The sequence below is a fragment of the Serratia sp. FS14 genome (assembly GCF_000695995.1).
GTDB lineage: Bacteria > Pseudomonadota > Gammaproteobacteria > Enterobacterales > Enterobacteriaceae > Serratia > Serratia nematodiphila.
Map to the genome: position 1 here is coordinate 4,673,051 of NZ_CP005927.1, position 20,701 is coordinate 4,693,751.

The window sequence follows — 20,701 nt, forward strand, 5'->3', positions numbered from 1 at the left end:
AGAGGAAAAAACGGGGCGGCGACACTCGCCGCCCCGCAGGCCGATGGGGATCAGTCGTTGATGCGTTTCAAACCGACCGGCGTAATGCAGTAGGTCTGTTGCTTGCCCTTCTCCGTCAGCCGCAGGTGCTGCATTTCGTTGACGATCGCCAAGCGGTTGTCCGGCTCTTCATGCCGCAGTTGAATCACTTCACCGCCGTAACCCGACAGCGGCAACACCCAGGTTTTGGCCGGTTGATTCTGGCTGCCGATGACGTCGTAACTGAGCAAGACATTGCCGTCCGCATCCGTCACGCTGAGGAAGGCGTAGCTGTCGGCAAAGTAGTGGTGAGCAATCCCCGCCGCCAGCGTGACAGTAACGGTTTTCTTCACCAGATCGATGGCGCCGGTCAGGAACTGGCGATCGCCGATCCCTTTGGCAGCCACGGTAAACGCATTGCCGACGTTGGCACCCGGCGGCGTATTGTCGGCCGGCAGGCAATCCCGATAGGTCGCCAACAGTGACTCGCGCTGCGGCTCGGCAAAGGCGCCGATCGCCAGATAAATATCATCTTTGAACGACGATGATGGCGCATAGTAAGCCGGCAGCAGATGGCGCAAACGCTGCGCCGCCTGTTCCAGGCGCGCCAGCAGCGCTTGTTCAGGATCGCCGGACAGCGCCGGGTTTTTCAGTCCGCTTTTTTCGATACGCAGCACGTTGGTTTTGTTTTTATTATCGATAACCCCGGTCGCCGCCGGATTCAGGCGCACCCGACTCGGCTCCACATGGTAAATCTCGATGTCATCGCCCTCGGCAAACGGCAGCTCGTCATGACTTAAGGTAGCCTGAGTGCCCTGAATCTCCTTGCTGAAGCGCACCGCGCCCTGCCGATCGCGCAGCGTCACCCGTGCATAGGTTTCACCCGGGAAGTAGGCGTGCGGCGTGGTGCTGGTCACGTCAACCACCACCGCTCCTTTGGCGCGATCGACGACCACGGTGGCAAAGACCGCATCGCTCAGGCCCAACAGATTGATCTCCTGAGAAACGATCGGCGAAGCGGCTTTGCGCTCAAAGCGAAGCGTCACCGCGTTTTTCCCCTGTTTCACCGTCAGGTATTCCGCCGTCGGCCGATATTTACGATCTTTACCGGTCGGCAACCGCAAGGTATACACGCCGACCGGCAGCGCGGTCAGCGCCAAGGTCGGCGTGTCGATACGGACTTTGTGGGCATAGCGCGCCCCTTCCATCAGGATCAGGTCTTCACCGTAGATCTGCGCAAAGTCATCGATATCCAGACTCAGGGTGACGTCGCCTTTCAGCCCGCTGGCCTTGAGCTGGCAGGAGTCGACCAGCCGCAGCGAGGAATCCAGTTTCAGCTGCGCCTGCACCGCCGGCAGACTCTGCGCGTCCACCAGTTGATACAGCGGATACACCGCCTTGGCGTGGCTGAACGCGTTGCGATCGCGCTGCGCTTGGGTGATCACGCCGCCGGTCAGCTCGACGAACGGCGTCACGTCGATCTGCTCACCGGCCGCGGCGAAGCTTGCCGACAGCAGATCCAGCAAGGCATGTTCCGACGGCACGAAGCCCGGCGTGTTGCAGCTTTGACGATATTGCTGATTAAAGTGCGTGAAGGCGTTCTTGCCTGCCTTGTCGACCATCAGCATCGCGAAGAACAGCTTGGAGCGCAGATCCCACTGGTTGAGCGGCGTGCCCTGAGCGATCAGATCGATGATTTTCTTCTCGACGCCGGCCGCGTTGCCGTAGTTATACAGCCACCCCTCCTGGTATTTGCGTTCCCCCAGCATCACGTCCTGATAGCAAGCGGCATAAATATTGTTCCACATCTCACCGGTGGAGAAATATTTGTCGCCCATAAAGTGCCCCTGATAGCCGTGCGCGATCTCATGCAGGCTGCCCCAGTTGCTGTCTTTCGGCGTCAGCCAGAAGCTGCTGACCGAGTTGCTGGTTTCCGCCGTCCAGCGGCCGCCGTAATACGCGGCGCCGGCGCCGTGCTTATCGGCCTTCATAAAATAGCGGTTGCGAATATTGCGATCGGATTCGTGTTCAGCCTCGAACGAGACGCCGGTCAGCGCATTGTAGAAAGTGAAAATGCGATCGTAGTAGGCGATCAGCCCGTCGATGTTTTTCGCGTCGCCCAGCGACTTCAGCGCCGGTTTACTGATTTTCGGCACCAGCAACACTGCGTACTCCGCATCGACCAGGGCAAACTCGGCGTCCCGATCGTCCCAGCGGGCAAAGAACGCGGCTTCGTTTTCGCCACGGCGATAAACCGGCAGCGCTTTCGCCGTGTCCGGGTACTCGAACTCCAGCACCGGCTCGCCCTGCCCATACGGCGTATCGATGAACGGCACCGAGACGGCATTGACCTGGGCCTCGACCCAGCTCGCGCCAACGCTGAATTCCGCCTCCGTTTTGCTGTCGTCATTCAGCAAGCGCAGCGTGAGCTTGCCGGTAAACGCCGCGTTGGTCTGGCGCACTCGCAGCACCTGCCCGGCGGCGAGAATAATGCCCAGGTGCTGGCGATCGTGATCGATGCCTTTGCTCATGCCTGCCGCATCCAGCCAGACGGGCCGGGTCAACGTGTAAAGTGATTGGGTTTTCGTGATGGTTGGCATCCTGCTTTCCTCATGGTTTGGGTGATTGAATTGACCATGAAAAAGTAACCGGATAGGCGGCACGCCCTCCATCGATGACGGATGGCTGAGGGCCTGTACAACAACGGCGGGCGGGAGAGCGGCAATAAAAAAGGCGCAACCTTGCGATTGCGCCTGATGTTCGGTGAACGCTGCGCGTTACTCGCCGCGAACGCGCTGCGCCAGCCCTTTGAGGAAGTAGCGCAGCATCTGATCGCCGCATGGGCGGTAGTTCTTGGTGCCCTCTTTGCGGAACAGCGCGCTCAGCTCCGGCTTGGAGATGCGGAAGTCCACCGCGGTGAAAATCTGGTGCATGTCGGTGTCTTTCAGCTCGAACGCCACGCGCAGCTTTTTCAGCACCAGGTTGTTGGTGATTGGCAGCTCAACCGCCGGCGCCGGGAACTTGTCGTCCTTGCCGCGCTTGAAGAACACCAGGCCATTGAGGAAGTGCGCCATCACTTCGTCCGGGCACTTCTCGTAGCCCGGCTCGCCTTCTTTGATCACGTAAGCGTCCATCGCCGACACCGCCACCTCGAAATCGTCCAGTTTGATAATCTCGACCATTTTGGCGTTGTTAATGCTCAGCATATAGCGCACGCTGCGCAGCACGTCGTTGTTCATCATGGGATTGCATTGCCTTATTTGTCTAACGGGGACGTGCGCACATTGCGAAACGAAATGGCTGCCACACACCTTGAATGTGCGGCAGTATAGGGATCGGCAAGGGGTTTCTCAATCGATTTGGCTTTTTTGCTGATACAGCGGGATGTCTTCGCCGATGATGTACTTGTTGCGCAGCAGCGACGAGACCTTGTCCATGATCATCACCACCACCACCAGGATCAGGGTGATGAACATCACCACGTCCCAGTTCCACAGCCGCATGTTCTCCGCGTACACCAGGCCGATGCCGCCGGCGCCGACAAAGCCCAGCACCGCCGCAGAGCGGGTGTTGGACTCGATCTGGTACAGGCTGAGCGCCAGGAAAGTGGGGAACGACTGGGTGAAAATGCCGTAGCGGTGCTTCTGCAACCCGTTGGCGCCTACCGCCGTCAGGCCGCGGCTCGGGGACTTGTCCACCGCCTCGTGCCCTTCGGCGTACAGTTTGCCCAGCAGCCCGACGTCCTGCATCACGATAGCCAACACCCCGGCCAGCGGCCCCATGCCGACGGCGCGCACGAAGATCAGCCCCCAGATCGCCATATCGATGCCGCGCAGCACGTCCAGCAAGCGGCGCACCAGCACGGAGATCGGCCGCAGCAGCGGCGTCGACATCACGTTGCGCGCGGCGAAGAACGACAGCGGCAGCGCGATCAGCGACGCGGTGATGGTGCCGGCGAACACGATGGCGATGGTGATGCCAATCTGCTGGAAGTAGTACATGAACGGCCAGTTGGCGAAGTCATGCCAGACGAACATGCGCAGGAAATAGCGCCCCAGTTGCTGGCAGCCGTTGATAAACTGCGGCCAGCTAATGCCGAAGACCAGGAAGAAGAACACGTAGTACAGCACGATCGCCAAGGCGATCAGGCCGACGGTGCGCAGGTAACGCCCCTGCTGCGCGAAGATCGCCGGATGCTGCTGTTTTAGCTGGCGCAGCGTTTCCGCCGACGCCGGAGTGCCCGCTGTCATTTTGCCCCCTCCACCACGCGCTTGCGCAGCTCGCCCGACACATAGTCGAGCACGGAAACCACCACGATGATCAGCAGCAGCGTCATGCTGACCTGATCGTAGCGGTCGAGTTTAATGTTGGTCATCAGCTCCTGGCCGATGCCGCCCGCCCCCACCAGCCCCAAAATGGTCGACTGGCGAAAGTTGATCTCCAGCCGCATGAAGCTGTAGGAGAGAAACACCGGCTTCACCTGCGGCCACAGGCCAAAGCGCATGCGCTGCAGCGGCGTGGCGCCGCAGGCCGCCAGCCCGCGCACCGGTTTGTTGGAGGCGGTTTCGATCGATTCGTAGAACAGCTTGGTCAGGCTGCCGATGGTGTGCAGCGCCAGCGCCAGGAAGCCGGGAATGGCTCCGATGCCGAACGCCATCACGAACATCACCGCCCACGCCAGCTCCGGCATGGTGCGCAGAAACGCCACCAGCGTGCGGATCGCCAGCCGCACCGAGGCCGGGGTATAGGTGTTGCCGGCCGCCAGAAACGCCAGCACGGTCGCCACCAGCACCGAAAAAATGGTCGCCGCCAGCGCCAGCTGCAGGGTCTCCCAGATCAGCGGCAACTGGATGTTCAGGCGATAGCCCCAATAGGCCAGCGAGCCTTCGGTGCGCCCGTCGGCGAACAGCAGGTGCCAGTGCAGCGTCGGAACGGTTTCGGCCAGATAGTCGAAGAAGTGCGGAATAGACACCCAGACGGTGTGCAGGTTGAACTCGGCGAGGTTGCCGGCGCCCAGGTACAGCACCACCAGCCCGAGCGACCACAGCAGCGCTTCGCGCTTTTGCTTGCTGCGGATCCGTTGGTAATAGTGTGCGAAATCGGTATTCAAAACAGGTCTTCCATCGTTATGGAACAAGGGGTTCAGCATGCTGAACCCCTTCATTCGGGCGGCCAAGGCAGCCGGGAATCAACGGTCGCCTTTGGTCAGCTCGCGCTTCATATCGATGATGGTCTGGTATTCCGCCAGGGTGGTGTCGCCGATGTGCTGTTTGCCGCCCATCGCTTTGATAAAGCACGCGTGATCGTCTTTATCCAGCTTCTTGATGGCGGTGACCACTTTGGCCTTGAAGTCGGCCGGCAGCGAGTTGCTCACCAGGATCGGGCCGTTCGGGATCAGCGGCGACTGCCAGATGATGCGGATCTGTTTCATCAGGTCCGGATGATCCATGCGGATCATGCGGGTGAACGCGCCGCTGGTATAGCCGGTGTTGTAGTCGCCGATCATCGACGCCCAGGTCACTGCGCCTTCGAACTGGCCGTTCAGCACGCCGAGGATGTCCTGCTCGTGGCCGCCGGAGAAGGTGACGCTGGAGAAGGTGTTGTTGTATTTGTTGTCGACCGTGCCGCCGAACAGCTTTTTAAACGCCTGGTTCGGGATCAGGAAGCCGGAGGTGGAGTCCGGATCGGCGAAGCCGATGGCCTTGCCCTTCAGGTCTTCCAGTTTCTGGTATGGGCTGCCGGCCTTCACCACCACCACCGAGTGGTAGCCGCGCGACTGGTCGACGTCGTCGACCGCGATGCCGACGATGTCCACCGCTTTCGGATCCTTGATGTAGACCGAGGCGAACGACGACGGCGACATGCTCAGCACCAGGTCAATCTTGCCGCCCAGCAGGCCCTGGATCACGCCGGAATAGTCGGACGAGTTGCGCAGCTTGGTATCGACGTTCAACTCTTTATCCAGGAACTGCTTCACGCACTGGTTATCGCCGATCTGCTGGGTGGCGTTCTGGCCGCCGAGAATGCCCAGGTTCAGCTCTTTCGGCGCATCCGCTGCGGCAGCATTAAATACCATCATCGCGCCGGCCATCAGGGTGGTCAGACTCAATACTTTTTTCATTAGGTGTGCCTTGTGTGTAAAGGGTAAAGGTCAAAAGTGCTTCAATGGATCTGATTGGCTTCTTCGCCATACAGCTGGTGCAGGATCCGCTCGTTCAGTTGCGAAGGATGCCCGTCAAACACGATCTTCCCGTGGGCGATGCCGATCACCCGCGAGCAATACTCTTTCACCAGTTCGACCGAGTGCAGGTTCACCATCACCGCGATGCCGTCTTCGCTGATTTTCTGCAGCGCGTCCATGATGCGGCGGGTGTTTTTCGGATCGAGCGACGCCACCGGCTCATCGGCCAGCAGGATTTGCGGGTTTTGCATCAGCGCGCGGCAGATGGCGACGCGCTGCATCTGGCCGCCGGAGAGGTGCTCGGCGCGCTGCAGCGCGTGCGGCAGCATGTTAAGCCACTGCAACAGCTCGATGGCGCGAGCGCGGTCGGCGTCATCGAACAGTTTGAAGAAGGATTTCAGGGTGGAGGTGTGGCTCAGGCGCCCCAGCAGCACGTTGGTCATCACGTCCAGCCGCGGCACCAGGCAGAAGTCCTGGAAGATCATGCCGCAGCGCGCGCGCCATTGGCGCATCTGGCGGCCGGCAAGCTGGGCGATATCCTGCGCTGCGCCATCGTCTTCGAAGTGCAGCATCTCGCCGCAGCTGGAAGGAATGGTGCCGTTGAGGGTGTGCAACAGCGTGGACTTGCCTGCGCCGGAGCGGCCGATCACCGCCACGAACTCGCCGGCGTGCAGATCGAAATTGATGTCATCCAGCACGCGCTGCTGCGCTTTGTAGGCCTTACCGAGCCCCTTTACCGATAACACTTTGCGGGATGCGGCGGCGTGCTGCCCTGGGAACTCGTGCTGCGCCAATTTTAACAGTGCCTGAGCCATATGATTTCTCTGGTTTCAGTGGCTAATCATTATGGGCACCTATTAACGGATAAGTTTATGACAGTGGGATGATGGTTTTATGGCCGGGGCGTGACGCGTGCCGCCCCGGCGTGCGCATCATTCCAGGCTAAAGAAGTCCAGCCCCAGCGCCGCCTTGACCTGCTGCAGCGTCTGCCGGCTGACCTGATGCGCGCGGCGGGTGCCGTGCTGCAGGATGCGCGTCAGCTCGCCTTTATCGGCGATGAATTCGGCGCGGCGGGTGCGGATCGGCTCGAGCAGGCTCTGCAGGCAATCCTCCAGCAGCCGTTTGATTTTCACGTCCCCCAATCCGCCGCGCCGGTAGTGCGCCTTCAGCTCCGCCACCAGCGCGGCGTCTTCGCAGAAGGCGTCCAGATAGGTGAACACCATGTTGCCCTCCACCCGGCCGGGATCGCTGACGTTGAGATGGCCGGGATCGGTGAACATGCTCATCACCGCCTTGTGCACCTCGTCGGCGCCGGCGCCAAGCGGGATGGCGTTGCCGCACGATTTCGACATTTTGCCCTGCCCGTCCAGCCCCGGCAGACGCCCGACGTTGCTCAGCAGCGGCTGGCACTCCGTCAGCACCGGTTGGCCGACGATGTGGTTGAAGCGCCGCACGATCTCGTTGGTTTGCTCCAGCATCGGCAGCTGATCCTCGCCGACCGGCACGTGGGTGGCGCCGAAGGCGGTGATGTCCGCCGCCTGGCTGACCGGATAGATCAAAAAGCCGGCCGGCAGGCTGCGGGCGAAATCCTTCTCGGCGATTTCGCTTTTCACCGTCGGGTTGCGTTCCAGCCGCGCCACGCTGACCAGGTTGAGGTAGTACATCGTCAGCTCGGCCAACGCCGGCAGCGCCGACTGCAGGCAAATGGTGGTCTTGTGCTGATCGATGCCGACCGCCAGATAGTCGGCCACCACGTTGAGCACGTTGGCGCTGATTTTTTGCGGGTTGTTGCCGTTGTCGGTCAGGCCCTGCAGATCCGCCACCATCACCGTTTGGTTATGCTGGTGCTGCAGTTCCACGCGCTGGCGCAGCGAGCCGACGAAGTGACCTAAATGCAGTGGGCCGGTGGCGCGATCGCCGGTAAGAATGGTGTAACTCATGACAGTGCTCCTGAAGGTCTGTAGACCGCCGGATCAACGCCACAAAAGATAATGCCGCCAAACCGGCGGCATTAAAAAGAGATGTGAATACTCGTGCCGCCTCAGAAGAGGCGCCACCATGACTGATTGTGGGTGGAGTGCATCGATATATTCATGGCATCAAGGTATACCCGCTGCGGCAGCGCGTCAATAACCCGCCGCCGATGCGTAAGACGACGTTACACTCCGGCATTTGCGTTCCTGGCCCGGCGCGCTAGGGTAAAACCTTCAACCTGAAAAAGGAGCGCATGATGAAGATCGGATTTGCCGGACTGGGTGGGATGGGCAGCGCCATGGCGGCCAACCTGTTGCAGGCGGGCTTCGCCTTAACGGTATGGAACCGCTCGCCGCAGGCGGCGCAGCCGCTGGTGAGCGCCGGCGCGCGGCAGGCCGAACGGCCGGAACAGTTGGCCGATGCCGACGTGCTGATCACTATGCTGGCCGACGATGCCGCCACGCAACAGGTGGTGGTGAACAGCGGATTGCTGCAGCGGATGAAACCGGGCGCGCTGCATATCAATATGGCGACCATCTCGGTCGAACTCGCCAAACGCCTGACGACGCTGCATGCGGAACACGGCATCGGCTATCTCGCCGCGCCGGTGCTGGGCCGGGTCGACGTGGCCGCCGCCGGCAAGCTGAATATTCTGGCGGCCGGTGATAGCGAGCGGCTGAAGCAAGCGCAGCCGCTGTTCGATGCCCTTGGCCAGAAAACCTGGCACTTCGGCGCCGATCCGGCGCAGGCCAACGTGGTCAAGATCGCCACCAACTTTACGCTGGCCAGCGCCATTGAAGCGATGGCGGAAGGCAGCGCGCTGGTGCGCAACTACGGCGTGTCCGGCGCCGACTACCTGCAGATGCTGAGCAGCACCGTCTTCGCCGCCCCGGCCTATCAGGGCTATGGCGCGCTGATCGCCGCCGAGAAATATTCACCCGCCGGATTCCGGCTGGCGCTGGGGCTGAAGGACGTCGGGCTGGCGCTGACCGCCGGCGCCGACAGCCATACGCCGATGCCGTTCGCCGGGGTGCTGAAAGACAACTTCCTCGACGCGATGGCGCAGGGGGATGCGGATCTGGACTGGGCGGCGCTGGCCAAGGTGGCGGCGCGGCGGGCGGGCCTGAAATAACGAACGGGGGCGTTGGCCCCCGTTTTCCGTTCTCAGAACACGATGTCCGCCGCGGGCACCGCGCGGATCGGCACGCCGAAGCTGTCGATGTTCGACAGCGTCTCGTTATGGTGGGTGCGGATCAGCAGGCCATCGGCATAGGATTTGTCGTGGCAGGTATGCGCATCCGCCGCCAGCGTCACCGGATAGCCGCGCGCCGCCGCGCTGCGCACCGTGGTATCGATGCAAAACGGCGTGGAGTAGCCGCACACCACCAGCTGCGATACGCCGTTGGCGATCAGTAACGCGCCGAGCGAGGTGCGCAGGAACGAGTCCGGCGTGGTTTTCTCCACCCGATGGTCGCCCGGCGCCACCGTCAGCGCCGCGAGCACTTGCCAGGCGGCGCTGCCGTGCGACAACTCATCGTCCGGCGTATGGTGCTGAATGACGACAACCGGCGCACCGGCCCGGCGGGCGCGCTCGCTCAGCTGATTGATGCGCGCAACGGTGCCCGCGGCATCCGCCGGCGGCGGCGTAAACAACCCTTCCTGCACATCGATAATCAACAGCGCGGTGGTCATGGCGGCTCCTGAAGAAAAGATAAGCGCGTCAGCACACCGGCTGACGCGGGCGGAAAATATGGTCGACGCCCTGCTCGCGCAGCCTGTTCACCAGATCGTGCCCGCCATTCGGCGTGGCGTGCGCCAATTGGCGCTCGGCGGTAAACACCGGGCTGGCCCAGAACAGGTTAACCGGATCGCCATACTGCTGCGGCAGAGCCAGGTGCGCGTGATGCGGGTAGAAGGACGACGATAAAATATAGCCCTCATAGCCCAGCGGCGCCACGTCGGACTCCAGCGTATGCCCTTCGCCGATCCAGGTCAGCCGCGCCCACGGCGCATGAGCGAAACCGGCCAGCGCGCTGGCCATCTGCACCGCGTTGTCTTCGGTCATGTATTGACTGTCGATGGCGATCGCCATCTCCATGCGGCGATAGCGCGAAGCCTCGTCGTTGAACAGGATCTCCACCCACGGCATCGGCCGGATGCTGACCCCCATGGTGAGGAAGTAATAGATGCCGTCGCGTTCGTGCTGGGTGATGGCCATCGGCGGCCACTTGCCCTGATCGATGGCGTAGTATTTTACCGAAGGGCCGAAATGCGGCTCATAGCGCGCCTGAAAATCGCGCTGCATCTTCGGCCACGGATTGCCCTCTTCACGCTGCCAGCTGCGCCAAAACTGGCGGGTGCTTTCCGCCAGCGCATATTGGGTGTTGGTCGAGGCCGAACCGAGCGGATAGGCCAGTGGGCTCTCCTTGATGCAGCTGGCCGAATAGCACACCGAATGATCGATATACAGGCTCCAGCCGGGGATCACCGCCAACAGTTGGCCGTAATACCACAGGGCCGCGCCGTCGTCGCTTTCGCTCCACACCACCATCAGCCCTTCCGGGTTCAGCGGCGCTTCGCCTTCCAGGTTGCGGCAATACTCCGCCGCCAGCATCGGCGGCTGCCCTTGTTCCAGCGCGGCGCGATCTTCCTGCAGCGGCGCGGCGGCCAGGTTGCGCAGCCAGCAGGCGCGCACCTGATAGCGATCGCTGTAGGCTTCGGCGGGATAGATGTAAAAATAGGCTGCCCGGTGATCTTGCTGAACCACCGCGACCAGCGTCTGGTTCTCATTGCTGACTTCAGCAAGTACGTATGACTCGTTCATATCACCTCAATAGGGTCAGGGCGCGGCAGAATCGGCTGCGCGCCAAAAATGGAATGTGGCTTTGCCCCAAGTGTAAAACGCATTACTGGCCGGATCACCCGTAAAAGTCTCAAAAACGGCCGTAAACGAAGATAAACAAAGGCTAATTATAGCGGCTGCGGCTCATGACGGCTGAGTGATGCGCCGCACCGCACGCTGATAGGAACCGTTGCGCATCGACGCGCCCAGCACCTTGCCCAAACCGGCGGCGCCCGTTCGCACCAGCCGCCGCCGCAGCGCGCCCGGATGAAAACCGAACTGCCGCTGCGCCCAATCGGGTAACAGATCGATGCCCGCCTGCATCACCACCCCGCCGAGGGGGCGCGCCAATGCGCTCGGCGCCGGCGCCTTCAGCAGAATGCGCGCCACCTCTTGCGTGCGTTCATCACACACCAGCTGCGGCCGCATCGCCTGCAGGTATTCTTCGACCTCCGCGCAGGACTGAGGAATTGCCGTCGCCCCCAGCGCGGCGGCCACGCGCGCCGCTTCACGATAGTATTGATCCTGCAAATCGCGGGAAAGGTGCGGGTTGCGGTAGCGCAGGTGGCTGGCCAGAAAACGGCTGCTCTCCGCCACGTGCACCCAGGTCAGCAGCGCCGGATCGCTGGCGGCATAAGGCGTGCCGTCGCTGCCGATGCCGGTCACCCGCAGATGGATGGCTTTGACTTTGGCGATCAGCCGCTGCGCCTCGGCGGTCGGGCCGAAGGTGGTGACCGAAACGAACTGGCTGGTGCGGCGCAGGCGGCCGATCATATCTTCGCGAAAATTGGAGTGATCCCACACCCCAGCCAGCGCCAGCGGGTGCAGCATTTGCAGCAGCAAGGCGCTGACGCCGCCGCACAGCATCGGGGTGAAGTCGCGATGTACCTGCCAGATGACAGACTGCGGGCCGAACAAGCCCGGATCGCCCGGCGGGTTCTCAAAATCAACGCCGCCGAGCGCCAGCCCGGTCAGGCTGAGCACCTGTTTTTCTATCGCTGCGCGTACCGCTTCCATCCTGCCGCCCTCTTGCTGGTTCAGCGGCCAGTGTATCACGCGACGAACGCCTCATTGCGCCCTGCGGCGGTTGAAAGCATTAACTTGCTGAATTACAGTTGTTATACCGCTTGCGAGAAGGCGGGCCTATTCGATCCACTGCAGAGGCGCTTTGCAGGGCGTTAACCCACGTTAATTCGGCACTAACCCCACAAAACCTCTATCTAGTTTCTTTTCCTTCAACTTAGATAGCAGAGAGTTCGATGATTACCATCAGAGCACGCGCGGCGGAAGACAACGCGCAATTGGCAGATATCTGGCTGCGTTCGGTGCGCGCCACCCACCATTTTTTAACCGAAGACAACATCGCGCAGCTGTTCCCGCTGGTGCTGAACGACTACCTGCCGGCGGTCAACGTTTGGGTGGCCGAAGACCGACCGGGGCATCCCTGCGGCTTTATCGGCCTGAACGGCAACAAGGTGGAGATGCTGTTTATCGACGCCGATCAGCGCGGCCAAGGCGTGGGCAAAGCGCTGTTGACCCACGCGGAAACGCTGCACGATGAGCTGCAGCTGGACGTGAACGAGCAAAATCCGCAGGCCAGCGGCTTCTACCGCCACTACGGGTTTGTCATCACCGGCCGCTCGCCGCTCGACGGCCAGGGCAACCCGTTTCCGCTGCTGCACATGAAGCTGGACAAACGCTAGCCCTCCGCCGGCCGCCCTGCGGCCGGTCAGTCTATTGACAAAGAGGGGAAAAAGCGTGGTTTTTCCCCTCTTTGTGGTGAGCAGCCGAAAATCAATAAATTGATTTTCCTTGTTTTTTATTCGGTGCTCTCTGCCAACCCGGCAAGGGTATAAGGTTTGTCATCAATCTCGCCGGCCGCCCTGCGGCCGGTTTTCTTCCCCCGCCTCCCCCGCCGCCTTATATATCAAATCAGAATAAGTAATAGATTTTACATTCTTCCTGTCACTATCAACCCTCGGTAGGATTGCCCGGTATTCACCCGCAACAGAGGTTCCGTCAGCCGAAAAGCCGAACGATCTCTGTCCGGCGCACCGCGCTCTGGACGGAATGCTGTGATGTATCGATAAGGATCCGCTTCGCTATGATCGTTCTTTCGAACGTTTGCAAAACTTTTGACAGCACACAGGGCCGCGTCGTAGCGGTAGACAACGTCAGCCTGGCGGTAGAGGCCGGGCAAATTTACGGCATCATCGGCTACAGCGGCGCCGGCAAAAGCACCCTCATCCGCCTGCTCAACGGCCTGGAAACGCCCACCAGCGGCCGCATCGACGTCGGCGGCTTCGATATCGCCCGCGCCAAAGGCAGCCATCTGCGCCAGGCGCGGCTGAAAATCAGCATGGTGTTTCAGCACTTCAATCTGCTGTGGTCGCGCACCGTCAGCCAGAACATCGCGTTTTCCATGCAGATCGCCGGCGTGCCCAAGGCGCAGATTGCGCCGCGCGTGGCGGAACTGATCGCGCTGGTCGGCCTGCAGGGGCGCGAAAACGCCTACCCGTCGCAGCTCAGCGGCGGCCAAAAGCAGCGCGTTGGCATCGCCCGCGCGCTGGCCAATAACCCGAGCGTGCTGCTGTGCGACGAGGCCACCTCGGCGCTCGATCCGCAGACCACCGACGCCATTCTCGACCTGCTGTTGGACATCAACCGTCAGCTGAAATTGACCATCGTGCTGATCACCCACGAGATGCACGTGGTGCGCAAAATCTGCCACCGCGTGGCGGTGATGGAAAACGGCCGCATCGTCGAAGAGGGCCCGGTGCTCGACGTGTTCACCCGGCCGCAGCAGCCGATCACCCGGCAGTTCGTCAAACAGGTGTCGCAGTATGCGGACACCGAAGAGAGCTTCAACCCGCAGCTCACCGCCCACCTGCCGGGGGCGATTTTCAAGTTGACCTTCGTCGGCGTGCAAACCCATCAGGCGGTGATTTCTGAAGTGATCCGGCGCTACGCCCTGACCATCAACATTCTGCACGGCAAGATCAGCCACACCCTCAACGGTTCGTTCGGCGAACTGTACATCCACGCCGAAGGCAACGAACAACAAGTCGCCGACATGCTCAAGTTGCTGAACGAAAGAAACATCGCCGTCGAGGTTATCCAACATGATTGAATCCCTGTTCCCCCACCTGCGTCTGGACCAACTGTGGGACGCCACCTGGGAAACGCTGTACATGACCGGCATCGCCGGTTTGGCCACGCTGGTGCTGGGCATCGTGCTCGGCGTGCTGCTGTTTTTAACCTCGAAGGGCCAGCTGTTGCAGAACCGGGCGGTCTACTCGCTGATCTCCGTGTTGGTCAACGTCTTCCGCTCCATTCCGTTCATCATTCTGATCGTGCTGCTGATCCCGTTCACCAAGTCGCTTATCGGCACCATTCTCGGCGCAGATGCGGCCCTGCCGGCGCTGATCGTCGGCGCGGCGCCGTTCTATGCCCGGCTGGTGGAGATCGCGCTGCGCGAGGTCGACAAAGGAGTGATCGAAGCGGCGCGCTCGATGGGCGCCAAAAACCGCACCCTGATTTTCCGCGTATTGCTGCCGGAAAGCTCGCCGGCGCTGGTTTCCGGCATCACCGTCACCCTGATCGCGCTGGTGAGCTACACCGCGATGGCCGGGGTGATCGGCGCCGGCGGCCTGGGCAATCTGGCCTATCTGGAAGGCTTCCAACGCAACCACAGTGACGTGACGCTGGTGGCGACGCTGACGATCCTGCTGATCGTTTTCGTCATTCAGTTCATTGGCGACACCCTGACAAGAACGCTCGATAAACGTTAATTAACCAAGGAAAATGATGATGAAAAAGCACCTATTGATGTTGGCTTTCGCCTCCGTCGCCACTCTGGCTTCTTTTGGCGCCGCCGCGGCGACCAAGCTGGTGGTCGGCGCCTCCAACGTGCCGCACGCCGAGATCCTCGAACAGGCTAAACCGATACTGGCAAAGGAAGGCATCGATCTGCAGATCAAGCGCTTCCAGGACTACATCCTGCCGAACACTGCGCTGGCCAGCCATGACATTGACGCCAACTATTTCCAGCATGTGCCTTACCTGAACTCAGTGCTGAAAGACCACGCCGACGACAAGAGCTACGACTTCGTCAGCGCCGGTGCGATCCATATTGAGCCTATCGGTATCTACTCGAAGAAGTACAAGAGCCTGAAAGATCTGCCGGAAAACGGCAAAATCATCATGCGCGACGCGGTGGCGGAAGAAGGCCGCATCCTGTCTATTTTTGAACGGGAAGGCGTGATCAAGCTGAAGCCGGGGGTGAGCAAAGTGGACGCGCGCATCACCGACGTGGTGGAAAACCCGAAACACCTGAAGTTCCAGGCCAACGTTGAGGGCGCCCTGCTGCCGCAGATGTATAACAACAACGAAGGCGACGCGGTGGTGATCAACGCCAACTACGCCATCGACGCCGGGCTGAATCCGACCAAGGATCCGATCGCGGTCGAAAGCGGCGAAAACAACCCGTACGCCAACATCATCACCGTGCACAAAGCCGACGTGAACAAGCCGGAGATCGTGGCGCTGGTCAAAGTGCTGCACTCCAAACCGATTCAGGACTTTATCCGCGAGAAGTACCAGGGCGCGGTGATCCCGGTCAATCAGTAATGGGTTACGCGGCCCGGTAAAAGCCGGGCCGGTTGTCACACCTTATTGCCAATCTGGCTGAGCCGCGGCCACACCAGCATCAACGCCTCCAGCAACCGCAGCAGATCGCTGCGGCTTGCCCCTTCGCGCGCCTGCACCGACATGCCTTCAATGGTGCAAATGACGTATTTCGCCAGCAGCGCGGTGTCGGTCTTCGCCAGCAGTTCCCCCTGCTGCACCTTGCGATCGAAACAGGCTTTCAGCGCCGCTTCCTGGGCATGATGTTTTTTGCGCAGCATCTGGGCGACGTCGTCGGACGCGGACGACAGCGCGGCGGAGGCGCACACCATAAAACAACCTGACGGCGTATCGGGATCGGTAAACACTTCGACGGAAGAACGCACGTAGGCCTCGACGATCTCGGCTACCGGCAACGCCTGTTCCAACAGTTGGTTGGTGCAGGTGGTGTATTTTTGCAGATAGCGTTCCACCGCCGCGCGGAACATCCCTTCCTTGTTGCCGAATTCCGCATACAGCGTTGGCGCTTTGGCGCCGGTCACTTCCACCAGATCGGCCAGCGAGGTGGCTTCATAGCCGTGCCGCCAGAACAGATCGAGCGCGCTTTCCAGCGCCCGATCGCGATCAAATTGTTTCGGCCTGCCACGGCTCTTTTTGCCGCAGACCTCTTCATTGATGCTCATCATTCTCTCCTGTCCCGCTCCACAGCAGGGTTAGCACAAATAACTTAACGATCATTATAAAAAAATATTGCGCCCTCGTCGAGAACCGATTAGCATTTAGTTATCGATCGTTAAGATAATTTAGCGAAGCGGATTAAACCCCTCTATTCACCGTTATCGGAAAGGAATTAACATTATGAAAAACTTAAAATTAACCTTAGCAGCCCTCACTCTGGCCAGCATTTCCTTCGGCAGCTTCGCCGCTGATTTGGTCCAGAACCAACCGGCTGACCAGCAGAAAGTGGGCGTCATTACCGTCAGCGGCGCATCCGATCTGACCTCGCTGGAAAGCAGCCTGGCCGCCAAAGCCGATCAGGCCGGTGCAAAATCCTTCCGTATCATCGGCGCCGGCGGTAACAACCAGCTGCACGGCACCGCAGAAATATATCAATAACAATGAATTAAACCAGCGGATCGCGATAAGTTTTGCTCCCGACGCCAGGGCGTCAAAAAAATTAATTAACGAGCATTAAAAAAATACTTGCAATCCGTCAAACCGGCATCTAACATTAAATTATCGATCGTTAATTAATTTAACGACCTTACAAAACAAACATCGTAAAGAACAAAGATAGGAAATAAGACCATGAAAAACCTGAAAATGACCATCGCCGCCATCGCACTGGCTTCCGTCTCCTTCGGCAGCTTCGCCGCCGAACTGGTTAACGCACAACCCGCCGACCTGCAAAAAGCCGGCGTCGTCACTGTCAGCGGCGCGTCCGACCTGAGCAGCCTGGAAAACAAACTGGCGGCCAAAGCCGATGCGGCGGGCGCAAAATCCTTCCAGATCATCGCCACCACCGGTGACAATAAACTGCACGGCACCGCGATCATCTACAATTAATGGCTGGATCGGCAATCGTGCAAAAGGGCGGCTCAGGCCGCCTTTTGCTTGCTTTAACGCCAACGTTCTGTTGTAAGCTGTAGCGACCTTTTTCCGCTGAGCCGAGCAACGCCATGACTCCCCTGCTGTTCCACAAATATCACGGTCTGGGCAACGACTACCTGGTATGCCACCGTTCGGTCGCCGATCGGCTGAGCCATGAACAGATCCGCCTGCTGTGCCACCCGCATTACGGCATCGGTTCCGACGGCCTGCTGATCGACAGCGGCGACGCCGTCAATCCCACCCTGCGCATCATCAACCCGGACGGTTCCGAAGCGGAGAAGAGCGGCAACGGCCTGCGCATCTACGCGCGCTATCTGTTTGACAGCGGCCGCGTGGGGCATCAACCGTTTTTGGTGCACACCGCCGGCGGCGACGTGCGCTGCCAGGTGGCGCAAGACGCGCATCAGATAACGGTGGAAATGGGGCGCGCCAATTTCAGCCCGGCGGCGCTGCCGACGTTGATCGATTTGCCGGAGGCGCTGAACTATCCGCTGCCCCTGAGGGAGGAGACGTTAAGCGTTTCGCTGGTGTCGATGGGCAACCCGCACTGCGTGGTGCCGGTGGAAAAACTGGATCTGGCGCAGGTGCATCGGCTCGGACCGCAGATTGAACGCCATCCGCTGTTCCCGAAACGCACCAATGTACAACTGGTGGAAGTGGTCGATCGCCAGACGCTACGCATCGGCATCTGGGAGCGCGGCGCCGGTTTTACCCTCGCCTCCGGCAGCAGCAGCTGCGCCGCCGCCAGCGTGATGCGCAAGTTGGGACGAGTCGGCGATCGGGTTAGCGTGCGGATGCCGGGCGGCGAGCTGCAGATCGCCTTCAGCGGCGATTTTCAGGTCAGCATGCGCGGACCGGTGCATAAAATCGCCACTCTGACGCTGGACGAAGATTGTTTTGCCGGCGGCGCAGGGCTATTTACGGGATCCACCCCAGCAGTCTGAACCACAGATAATCCAACGGCACCAGCAGCGCAAAGCTGAGCGCGGCCAACAGCAGGCATAGCTTCAGCCCCTCGCGCGCCGGCACTTTGCCCATCCCCATCGCCACCACGATCGGCGCAGCCTGATACGGCAGCAGCGGCGTGGCATAGCCGATCACCTGAGTCATCAGCACCGTCAGCAGCGGTAAACCGCTGCCCGCCGACAGCGCCTCCGCCAGCGGGGTAAACAGCGCCGGTACGCCATTGGCGGTCACCACGAAATTCAGCAACGCGGTGATCCCCACCAGCGAACCGAACGCAGCGAACGGTTTGTCATGCAGATCCGGCATCATCGCCAGCAGCGCACCGCCCAACCGATCGCCGAGCCCCGAGTGGCTGACCAATGCGGTCAGCCCCAGGATCCCCGCCACGTAGATACAGGTGCGCACGTTAACCCCGACGGCGAACTGCTCGCCGTTGAGAAACCCGATACGCGGCAACAGGCAGAAACACGCTGCCGCCAACCCCACCCAGGCGGGAGCGATGCCGTGCCAGCTGTCGGTCATCCACAGCAACACCGTGGCGCCCAACAGCGCGATCAGCCGCCATTCGGCGGCGCTGAGCGGGGTTTGCGCCGCCTCGGCCGCCACCGGCTGCGGCCGCGCACGGAACAGGCCGCAGATGCACAGCGTCAGCAGCGCGCCTTTGGCGACCCCGAGCACCGGGGCGTGCAACAGCAGGTAAGAAAGATAAGCGAAATGGCTGCCATAGGCGCTTTCCGCCGCGCCGCTCATCACCAGATTGGGCACGTTGGCCGGCAGGATGCTGGCGGAGAGCTGGAAGGTGCCGAACCCCACCGCCAGCGCCAAACCGATGCGGCCGCGCGAGCCTTCCGCCAGACCGGCGCGATTGGCCAACGCCATAACGATCGGCATCAGCAGCGTAATCCGCCCCATATTGGAAGGCATGACAAACGCCAGCGCGTAGCTTATCGCCACCACGCCGCCCACCAGCCGGGGCCAGGAACCGGCCAGATGCGGCAAGAGTCGGTTGGCCAGGCGATCCGCCAAACCGGTGCTGCGGATGGCGGAGCCCAGCACGAAACCGCTGAGCACCAGCCAGAAAGCGGAAGACGCGAAACCGGAAAAGGTCACCGCGGCGGGCGCCAGCTGCAATACCATCACCGCCGTAAAGAACAGCAGCGCGACCACATACTCCGGCAAGCGGGCGCTGGCCCATAGCGCGATGACCACCAGCGTGACCAGCGCGGGCAGCGCCATCGGATCCCCCAACATAGTTTCCTCCCTGATAAAACGTTGTGATTGTTATCAAACGGTTAACAGGGTGACACAAGGCGCGGGCGCTAACCTTGAAACCGCTCACATATCGTCGCTCTGGAGATTTTTCAGCATGCATACGTTGCAGCCGTGGTGGCCGGTATTGCCGCGCCGTTCCGTCAACAGCGTGAACCCCAGCGCATAGTACAACCCGATCGCCTCTTTCAACTGTTCGGTGGTTTCCAGGTAGCAGTAGCGATACCCCGCCGCCCGCGCCGCCTTCAGCGCCTGCACCACCATATGGCGCGCCATGCCCAGCCCGCGCGCGCCGGGTTTGAAAAACAGTTTTTGCAGCTCGCAATAGCCGGGCTCTTCGCCGGCCAGCGGCGCCATGCCGACGCCCCCCACCACCTGTCCGTCCCGCTCCAGCACCCAGTAGTGGCCGCCGTTGTCGCGATACAGACCGGTCAGCCGATCGAGATCCGGATCGTGCAGACTGACCCCTTCCATTTTGTCCATGCCGTACTCGCGAAACACGTCGCGAATGATCGCCGCCATCGCCGCATCGTCGCGCTCGGCGATCGGCCGCACCCGCAGATTGGCGTCGCGCTGTTTGCGCGCGCTGCGCAGCGCCGCGGTCATCTTTTTCATCGCCGCAGTGGTGCTCGCCAGCTCATCGTCGTCCAACTGCGCCAGCGCCGCCTGCATAAAACCGTCGGCGTCGCTCTCGATGCCGGCCAGCGTCTTGCCGCCCTGTTTACTCAGCCGATGCAGGTTGTGCCGCTTGTCATCAGGATGATCCACCGTTTCTATCACGCCGGCGGCCACCAGGCTGCGCAGCGCCCGGCTGGCGCTGGCCTTGTCGATGCAAAGCCGGGCCGCCAGCTCGGTGACGCCCAGCGGCTGCTCGCTGACTTCGATCATCAGATGGATCTGCAGCGGCGAAAAGCGCGAGCCGTTGCTCTGCTTGTTCAACATGCCGAATTCTCTGACCAAATTGCGCGCCAATGCTCTGAAATCCCTGATGTTCACGGCGTTATGCTCCCCTGTTCTCCCACCTTCAGGCTACGTTGGATGGGTTATTGGTTGATAGTGTTATCTAATTTTGAACATAACGATAACGCATAAACAATTGCGAATGAATAACCAATCCGGCACCTGAATATGTCAAAATATTTCATATAATAGTATTTAAATCCAATTTAAAACAAATTAATAAAATTAAAAATCACACTAAGATTTAAAGTTGA

21 protein-coding genes are annotated in these 20,701 nt (G+C 60.7%); 8 read left to right on the plus strand and 13 right to left on the minus strand.

Annotation, left to right across the window (positions count from 1 at the left end; genetic code table 11):
- Nucleotides 1-50: 50 nt before the first annotated feature.
- The 7 genes from L085_RS21365 to trpS all read right to left on the minus strand — a co-directional run bounded on the left by L085_RS21365 (nucleotide 51) and on the right by trpS (nucleotide 8,139).
- Nucleotides 51-2,618 (minus strand): putative mucin/carbohydrate-binding domain-containing protein, encoded by a 2,568-nt coding sequence (locus L085_RS21365; protein ID WP_015377096.1) that lies wholly within the window; start codon nucleotides 2,616-2,618, stop codon nucleotides 51-53.
- A 177-nt stretch (nucleotides 2,619-2,795) separates the two neighbouring features.
- The gene (locus tag L085_RS21370) at nucleotides 2,796-3,260 is read right to left on the minus strand and encodes a DUF1456 family protein (protein ID WP_004939471.1); all 465 of its coding nucleotides are present in this window, start codon (nucleotides 3,258-3,260) and stop codon (nucleotides 2,796-2,798) included.
- 108 nt (nucleotides 3,261-3,368) lie between these two features.
- On the minus strand, nucleotides 3,369-4,268 hold the full coding sequence (gene phnE, locus L085_RS21375; RefSeq protein ID WP_033633798.1) for a phosphonate ABC transporter, permease protein PhnE: 900 nt from the start codon (nucleotides 4,266-4,268) through the stop codon (nucleotides 3,369-3,371).
- Entirely contained in the window at nucleotides 4,265-5,128 is an 864-nt protein-coding gene (phnE, locus tag L085_RS21380; RefSeq protein WP_021503954.1) for a phosphonate ABC transporter, permease protein PhnE, read from the minus strand. Before phnE (L085_RS21380) ends, phnE (L085_RS21375) begins: the two co-directional genes overlap by 4 nt.
- Nucleotides 5,129-5,206: 78 nt before the next feature.
- Nucleotides 5,207-6,139: a phosphonate ABC transporter substrate-binding protein gene (gene phnD / locus L085_RS21385; RefSeq protein ID WP_004939482.1), complete on the minus strand. Its 933-nt coding sequence runs from the start codon at nucleotides 6,137-6,139 to the stop codon at nucleotides 5,207-5,209.
- Between the two features lie 41 nt (nucleotides 6,140-6,180).
- Nucleotides 6,181-7,014: a phosphonate ABC transporter ATP-binding protein gene (phnC, locus tag L085_RS21390; protein WP_044031681.1), complete on the minus strand. Its 834-nt coding sequence runs from the start codon at nucleotides 7,012-7,014 to the stop codon at nucleotides 6,181-6,183.
- A 117-nt stretch (nucleotides 7,015-7,131) separates the two neighbouring features.
- The gene (gene trpS, locus L085_RS21395; protein WP_044031682.1) at nucleotides 7,132-8,139 is read right to left on the minus strand and encodes a tryptophan--tRNA ligase; all 1,008 of its coding nucleotides are present in this window, start codon (nucleotides 8,137-8,139) and stop codon (nucleotides 7,132-7,134) included.
- A 290-nt stretch (nucleotides 8,140-8,429) separates the two neighbouring features.
- On the opposite strand from trpS, the gene L085_RS21400 reads away from it, so the two are divergent.
- Entirely contained in the window at nucleotides 8,430-9,305 is an 876-nt protein-coding gene (locus tag L085_RS21400) for an NAD(P)-dependent oxidoreductase (protein WP_044031683.1), read from the plus strand.
- A gap of 32 nt (nucleotides 9,306-9,337) precedes the next feature.
- Here L085_RS21400 and L085_RS21405 read toward each other — a convergent pair whose 3' ends face one another.
- The 3 genes from L085_RS21405 to L085_RS21415 form a co-directional block, all read right to left on the minus strand.
- A complete protein-coding gene (locus tag L085_RS21405) occupies nucleotides 9,338-9,865 on the minus strand; it encodes a cysteine hydrolase family protein (protein ID WP_044031684.1) in 528 nt (175 codons plus the stop codon).
- A gap of 28 nt (nucleotides 9,866-9,893) precedes the next feature.
- Nucleotides 9,894-10,997, minus strand: a complete 1,104-nt coding sequence (locus L085_RS21410) for a suppressor of fused domain protein (RefSeq protein ID WP_044031685.1) — start codon at nucleotides 10,995-10,997, stop codon at nucleotides 9,894-9,896.
- Between the two features lie 162 nt (nucleotides 10,998-11,159).
- Nucleotides 11,160-12,032, minus strand: coding sequence for an oxygenase MpaB family protein (locus L085_RS21415; RefSeq protein WP_044032117.1), 873 nt, complete (start codon nucleotides 12,030-12,032; stop codon nucleotides 11,160-11,162).
- 242 nt (nucleotides 12,033-12,274) lie between these two features.
- On the opposite strand from L085_RS21415, the gene L085_RS21420 reads away from it, so the two are divergent.
- From L085_RS21420 to L085_RS21435, 4 genes are all read left to right on the plus strand, one after another.
- The gene (locus L085_RS21420) at nucleotides 12,275-12,718 is read left to right on the plus strand and encodes an acetyltransferase (RefSeq protein WP_004939500.1); all 444 of its coding nucleotides are present in this window, start codon (nucleotides 12,275-12,277) and stop codon (nucleotides 12,716-12,718) included.
- A gap of 401 nt (nucleotides 12,719-13,119) precedes the next feature.
- Nucleotides 13,120-14,145 (plus strand): methionine ABC transporter ATP-binding protein, encoded by a 1,026-nt coding sequence (locus tag L085_RS21425; protein WP_021503958.1) that lies wholly within the window; start codon nucleotides 13,120-13,122, stop codon nucleotides 14,143-14,145.
- The gene (locus L085_RS21430) at nucleotides 14,138-14,806 is read left to right on the plus strand and encodes a methionine ABC transporter permease (protein WP_004939505.1); all 669 of its coding nucleotides are present in this window, start codon (nucleotides 14,138-14,140) and stop codon (nucleotides 14,804-14,806) included. The genes L085_RS21425 and L085_RS21430 overlap by 8 nt, the downstream gene beginning before the upstream one ends.
- Before the next feature lie 19 nt (nucleotides 14,807-14,825).
- Nucleotides 14,826-15,644 (plus strand): MetQ/NlpA family ABC transporter substrate-binding protein, encoded by an 819-nt coding sequence (locus tag L085_RS21435; RefSeq protein ID WP_004939506.1) that lies wholly within the window; start codon nucleotides 14,826-14,828, stop codon nucleotides 15,642-15,644.
- Nucleotides 15,645-15,679: 35 nt separating this feature from the next.
- Here the strand turns inward: L085_RS21435 and L085_RS21440 are convergent, their stop codons facing one another.
- The gene (locus L085_RS21440; RefSeq protein WP_004939509.1) at nucleotides 15,680-16,324 is read right to left on the minus strand and encodes a TetR/AcrR family transcriptional regulator; all 645 of its coding nucleotides are present in this window, start codon (nucleotides 16,322-16,324) and stop codon (nucleotides 15,680-15,682) included.
- Nucleotides 16,325-16,499: 175 nt separating this feature from the next.
- On the opposite strand from L085_RS21440, the gene L085_RS21445 reads away from it, so the two are divergent.
- The 3 genes from L085_RS21445 to dapF all read left to right on the plus strand — a co-directional run bounded on the left by L085_RS21445 (nucleotide 16,500) and on the right by dapF (nucleotide 18,196).
- The gene (locus L085_RS21445; RefSeq protein ID WP_015377085.1) at nucleotides 16,500-16,757 is read left to right on the plus strand and encodes a DUF1471 domain-containing protein; all 258 of its coding nucleotides are present in this window, start codon (nucleotides 16,500-16,502) and stop codon (nucleotides 16,755-16,757) included.
- 192 nt (nucleotides 16,758-16,949) lie between these two features.
- The gene (locus L085_RS21450) at nucleotides 16,950-17,207 is read left to right on the plus strand and encodes a YdgH/BhsA/McbA-like domain containing protein (RefSeq protein WP_004939517.1); all 258 of its coding nucleotides are present in this window, start codon (nucleotides 16,950-16,952) and stop codon (nucleotides 17,205-17,207) included.
- Between the two features lie 113 nt (nucleotides 17,208-17,320).
- A complete protein-coding gene (gene dapF / locus L085_RS21455; protein WP_044031686.1) occupies nucleotides 17,321-18,196 on the plus strand; it encodes a diaminopimelate epimerase in 876 nt (291 codons plus the stop codon).
- Here dapF and L085_RS21460 read toward each other — a convergent pair.
- Entirely contained in the window at nucleotides 18,171-19,469 is a 1,299-nt protein-coding gene (locus L085_RS21460) for an SLC13 family permease (RefSeq protein ID WP_044031687.1), read from the minus strand. The two genes, dapF and L085_RS21460, sit on opposite strands and share 26 nt — an antisense overlap.
- Before the next feature lie 84 nt (nucleotides 19,470-19,553).
- Complete coding sequence (locus tag L085_RS21465; protein ID WP_015377082.1) at nucleotides 19,554-20,483, minus strand: helix-turn-helix domain-containing GNAT family N-acetyltransferase; 930 nt, start codon at nucleotides 20,481-20,483, stop codon at nucleotides 19,554-19,556.
- Nucleotides 20,484-20,701 lie beyond the last annotated feature (218 nt).